The sequence below is a fragment of the Emticicia sp. genome (assembly GCF_043780375.1).
Lineage (GTDB): Bacteria > Bacteroidota > Bacteroidia > Cytophagales > Spirosomataceae > Emticicia.
In genome coordinates this window covers 1-5,950 of the sequence record NZ_JAYWCU010000306.1, presented here as the reverse complement: position 1 = coordinate 5,950, position 5,950 = coordinate 1, and the positions used below count along the sequence as shown (strand labels likewise).

3 protein-coding genes are annotated in these 5,950 nt (G+C 37.1%); 2 read left to right on the top strand and 1 reads right to left on the bottom strand.

Going from position 1 to position 5,950, the window contains the following annotated elements; genetic code table 11:
• Positions 1-187: 187 nt before the first annotated feature.
• Positions 188-1,114, bottom strand: a complete 927-nt coding sequence (locus ACH2CJ_RS22035) for a prolyl oligopeptidase family serine peptidase (protein WP_394996828.1) — start codon at positions 1,112-1,114, stop codon at positions 188-190.
• Positions 1,115-1,543: 429 nt separating this feature from the next.
• On the opposite strand from ACH2CJ_RS22035, the gene ACH2CJ_RS22030 reads away from it, so the two are divergent.
• Positions 1,544-4,945 carry a HEAT repeat domain-containing protein gene (locus ACH2CJ_RS22030; protein ID WP_394996826.1) on the top strand — a complete coding sequence of 1,134 codons (3,402 nt, stop codon included), beginning with the start codon at positions 1,544-1,546 and terminating at the stop codon, positions 4,943-4,945.
• 11 nt (positions 4,946-4,956) lie between these two features.
• Positions 4,957-5,835: a PIG-L family deacetylase gene (locus ACH2CJ_RS22025; RefSeq protein ID WP_394996824.1), complete on the top strand. Its 879-nt coding sequence runs from the start codon at positions 4,957-4,959 to the stop codon at positions 5,833-5,835.
• Positions 5,836-5,950: the final 115 nt, after the last annotated feature.

Sequence of the window (5,950 nt, the reverse complement as noted above, 5' to 3'; positions counted from 1 at the left end):
TGAGCATTATAAAACTGCTGATACCATCAAAAATGCGGTTGATGAGATTCTATCACAAGTAAAACACAAATACACGATTACTTTTAATTAAGTGCTTAACAATCAATTACACTAATACGGTGTTCCAAATAGAGATAGATCTTTTTGAAAAATTTGAGTGTATAATAAATCTGCAAAAGCATATTTCCTAATCCACCCCATTCCCTTTCATAAAAGCCGTTGTTTGCTCAAAAATATCATTCATGTTGTTTAGATCATGTGTGCCTTGCGAATACTTTTTGAAGGCAGTTTTGACATTCAGCGTTTTTAACTTCTCAAATAACTTTTCGCCTTGACTAAAATTAACAATTTGGTCGGCATCGCCGTATAAAAGCAAAGTCGGCTGGGCGTTTTTAGGTACTATATGAAATGGGCTTGACTGAACATAAGCATCTGGATTTTGGCTATAAGGAACACCCACCAATAATTCTGTTAAATTCTGTCCATTTTTATCGACAATACTTTTTTGTATATCAGCTTGTGTAAGGTCAGTTGGAGCCGCTAAACCAACGACAGCTTTGATATTTGGATTAGATGTATTTTTGTAGGCATAGGTTAAAGCGAGATGCCCGCCTGCACTATGACCAAATAATACAATATCTCCCGAAAGATTATATTTTGATTTATTTGAGTTAATAAAATTAATGACCGAACCAATATCAGCCAATTGTTCGTTCAGTTTTACCCCTTGCATAAAGGTAAGTCGGTGATTGATATTAAAAATGGCAATATTCTTTTTTTGTGCCTTCAGCTTTTCTGCCAATGATGTAATAAAACTTTTATCACCTTCTTTCCAACCACCGCCATGAATCATAATAATAGAAACCGATGCTTGCTTACCCGATGAAAGATTCGGTAAATAAACATCAAGTTTTTGTAGTTGGTCAGAGCCATAAGCAACATTTAGTTCCGACCTATAGTCCGATACTACAACCGCAGTGGTATCAGGCTTTGGAACAGGCGTAACTGGCGGAGTGTTAGGCGTGTCAACCGTACCAGATGGTGGTACTATATCGGTTAATTCTTTACACCCGAAAGTGCTTAGAGCTATCAAACAAATGCATATTTTTTTCATAATTGGTTTTAAATTTAGTTGTGATTCTCTATTGGGTATTTGCAAACCATGTTGGGTGAATGTTTGGATATTTACTTGTAACTTTTTCATTATCAATGAGTTATATTTATTGTTGCTTGCTAAAAATTGTTGCTAAGATAAAAATGTTAGCGTAAGTTTTTATATGAATTTTGATGATGTAAAGGTCAGAGCCTTTTTTGATAGAAGTGTTACACAATTCTTGAAAATTGTTATATTGTTCCCATATTCTCTATATACGGGTTTAGTGTTTAGAATAGTTTGGAGTAGTAATGTCAAGAAATCATTCCTGTATCGTCTAAAATCTATCTTTTGTCGAGTAATAAGAAAAAAACATCTACTATAAATCCAAAATCCACACAAAATCATTAATTTTCCTATTCTATTCAACCTATTAAATTATTCAAAACCATGACCTTCAAAAAATCTACAAAAATTACTTTTCCACTCTTAATGGTGTCAGTGATTTTTGTTATTTCCTGCATGAAACGAAGTCCTAAAAATGATACAATAATCATCAATGAAGATCCTGTAAAAGGCTTAGCAAAAGCCAAAGAAATTCGTGAAAAAACGCCAGCAAAAGTAATTGAAGGACTTCAAATGACCCTTTGGGCATCAGATTCGCTTGCTCCTGACCCAGTGGCAATGTCGGTCGATGACCAAGGACGCATTTACTTGATTCGTACCAATCGCCAGAAAAATTCAGAATTCGATATTCGTGGGCACCGTGATTGGATGACCGAATCTATTGGCTTGCAAACAGTGGAAGATAGACGTGCTTTTTTGCGTAAAACATTTGCTCCCGAAAAAAGCAAAGAAAACGAGTGGCTTAAAGATCTAAACGAAGACGGTAGCCACGATTGGCACGATTTGGCCATAGAAAAAGATGAAGTTTGGCGTTTGGAAGATACCGATAACGACGGTATTGCCGACAAATCAATGCGAGTAGTTAATGATTTCATGGAAGAAATTACGGACGTAGCAGGTGGAATCTTGGTAAGAGCCAAAGATATGTTTGTTGCCATTGCTCCTGACGTTTGGCGTTTGACTGACTCAAATAATGATGGCGTTTATGACAAGAAAACTTCAATTTCTCACGGTTATGGTGTGCATATTGGTTTTGGTGGGCATGGAATGTCGGGCTTGGTGGAAGGTCCAGATGGACGAATCTACTGGAATATCGGCGATATTGGAGCAAATATTACAACTGCCGATGGCAAAAAGTTTGAGCATCCAAATTCAGGAATCATTGCTCGCTCAAATCCTGATGGCAGTGATTTTGAGATTTTTGCTTCGGGTTTACGAAATACGCACGAGTTTGTTTTTGACGATTATGGAAATTTGATTTCTTCTGATAATGATGGCGATTACCCTGGCGAAAGCGAGCGTTTGGTTCATGTAGTTGAAGGCTCTGATGCAGGTTGGCGTTCAAACTGGCAATACGGAAAATATACCGACCCAAAAAACAATAAATATAATGTTTGGATGGGAGAAAAACTTTTCAAACCTCGTTGGGAAGGACAAGCGGCGTATATTATTCCGCCGATTATGAATTTTCATAATGGTCCAACTGGTATGCTTTACAACCCTGGCACTGCTTTGGGTTCGGAATGGAAAAAGAAATTCTTTTTGGTTGAATTTGTTGGAAGTCCAACACGCTCGCATATTTGGTCATTTGGCTTAAAACCCAAAGGAGCCTCCTTTGAGTTAGATGGAGAAAAAGATGTAGTAAGTGGAATTTTGCCTACAGGAATTAGATTTGGTCCAGATGGAGCATTGTATGCAGCCGATTGGATAAATGGTTGGGACACAAAAAACTACGGTAGAGTTTGGAAATTAGATGTTTCGAAAGATAAAAACGACTACGAAGCACTCAGAAAAGAAACAAAACGGTTGATTCAGCTCAATTATGCTACTCAAACTGACGAAATGCTTTATTCTTTGCTTTCAAATGTTGATATGCGTGTTCGTCAAAAAGCACAATTTGAGTTAGCTGGCAGAGGTAAAAATGGTTTTGCGATGTTCAACAAAGCTATTTTGCAAAAGGAAAACCAATTAGCACGAGTGCATGGTATTTGGGGAGCTGGTCAGTTGGCTCGTCAAAATAAAGTTTATGCGAGTCTTTTCGTAGCTTTATTGAAAGATACAGATGAGGAAATCATTACCCAAGCCGCCAAAATAATTGGTGATATTAAATTAGAGAATACTGGTGGCGAATTGGTGCCTTTATTGAAAAGTAAAAACCCAAGAGTGAAATTTTATGCGGCCGAGGCAATTGGTCGCATTGCTTATCAAGGAGCCGTTGCTCCATTGATTGAAATGTTGGAAGCCAACAACGACGAAGATTTGTATATCCGTCATGCAGGAGTTTTGGCTTTGTCGAGAATCGGGAAAGTTGAGCCAATTATTGCATTGGCAAATAACCCAAGTAAAGCTTTACGTACGGCGGCGGTTTTGGTTTTAAGAAGATTGAAAAATGAAAACATTGCGATTTTCTTGAATGACAAAGATGAATACATAGTAACTGAAGCTGCTCGTGGCATCAACGATGATTTGTCAATTCCAGCAGCTTTGCCTGCTTTGGCGGCTACTTTGAAAGACAAAAGATTTACTACCGAACCTTTATTAAGAAGAGCAATCAATGCTGCTTTGCGAGTAGGTTCTGAAAAAGAATTAGATTTGTTGATTGCCTTTTCGACAAGAACCGACATCAAAGACGAAGTAAAAGCTGAGGCTTTGGCAACTTTGGGTTCGTGGGCAAATCCTTCGGTGATGGATCGAGTTGATGGGCGTTATCGTGGTAAATTAGAAAGAGATGGTGTTTTGGTAAAATCTAAAATCCAACCTTATATTAATGATTTTTTGAAGGAAACTAATGCCGAAACATTGGTTGCAATGGCAGGATTATTGTCAGATTTGAAAATTTCTGATTTCAATAATCAATTAGCTAAAATTTATAGCGAAACCGAAAATTCTAAGGTGAAAATGGCAATTTTACCAGCTTTAAATCAACTGAAATATGCCGATATTGAGTCGGTTATCAAGAAAGGAATGGACGATAAAGACGAAAATGTAAGAACGGTTGCCTTGGGTTTATTGAATAATAGTAACATTTCCAAAGAAAGCCTTCCTGCGATTGTGAAAACCATTTTTGCGAAAGGAAGTATCAAAGAAGAACAACAATTGCTAATGGTTTTGGGTAAATTGGATATTGACAAAACCCAAAGTATTTTAGACGGATTGATTGACCAATTGAAAGAAAAACAATTATCACCCAGTCTTTCTTTGGAATTAAAAGAAGCTATTGAAGCCTCTGGCTCAGAAACTTTAAAAGCCAAAATTGCTTCTATCAAACCAGGTGCTTCGCCAATGGATGAATATTTAGAAGCTCTTTTTGGTGGAAATCGAATGAACGGACGGAATACTTTCAATTATAACTCAACTGCTCAATGCGTGCGTTGTCATTCGCTGGGTGGAGAAGGCGGTGCAGTTGGACCAAATTTGGCAAAAATTGGTAGCACTTTGAGTCGTGAGCAAATCTTGCAAGCCCTCATTGAACCAAGTGCAAGGCTTTCGCCAGGTTTTGGAACGGTTTCGTTGAAACTAAAAGATGGGCAAGAAGTAATAGGCATTTTGGCCAAAGAAAATGAGCATGAATTGGTCATTACCACTTCTGATGCCGAGCCTTTGGTGATTCCAGTTGCAAGAATTGCTAAAAGAGAAAATATGCCTTCGAGCATGCCGCCAATGGGTAGTTTGCTGACGAAAAGAGAGATTCGTGACATGGTAGAGTTTTTGGCTAATTTGAAGTAAAAGAACAAATCATGAAAAAGATATTCTCAATACTATTCATTTTTGTAGCTATCCAAACTTTTTCACAGGGGCCAAAAGTGCTAATCGTTACCGCTCATCCAGACGATGAAACGATGTTTCCAGTAACGATTTTTAAAATTACCCATGAGCTAAAAGGTACTGCCGATTTGGCTTTGATTACCGATGGCTCAGGAGGGTATAATGGCTTAGTGGCATCATCGTTTTATGGCATAAATTTGACAGATTCGGCAACGGGAAGAACGTATTTGCCATTGCTACGTAAGAAAGAATTGTTTTGTTCGGGAGAAGTGATGGGTATCAAAAACTTTCATTTCTTCGACCAAATAGACGATTTTTATCAACTTGACCCAAAACCTTTTTTGGCAGGAGAAAGATGGGATTTGAGTTTTTGTGAAAGAAAATTAGATAAAATATTGCAAGATGGGCAGTATGATTTTGTTTTTTGTTTGATTCCGAGTATCGAACAACATGCACATCATAAAACAGCTTCGATTATGGCATTACGAGCTGTGCAACGAATGAAAGGCAACAAAAAACCTGTTATTTTGGGCGGTCGGTCGTTGAATAAAAATTATACATATTCGTTTTCTCAATTAGAAAATTATCCTGAAACAAAAATTTCAACAACAGCACCAGTTTTTTATTTCGACCGCTCGTTTGGTTTTGGAGAAAACAAGCACCACAGTTATATGATTGTAGCCGATTGGGTAAAATCATGTCATAAAACCCAAAGTGGCGATATGGATGCCTCAATGCACAAAGGCGAACTCGAAACTTTTTGGTATTTTGATTTGAATGGAAATATAAATATAGAATCTACCAAAACTTTTTTTGAAAACTTGCGAAATAGTGGTTTTCCGACCAAATAGTAATATCATTGATTAATTTATGCGAATTACGGGTTTAAAGTATAATTATTTTAAGATAACTTGACTCAAATTGTATTATTTTAATTTTTAGCAAAAAAAGACAGAGTGGGGTAAA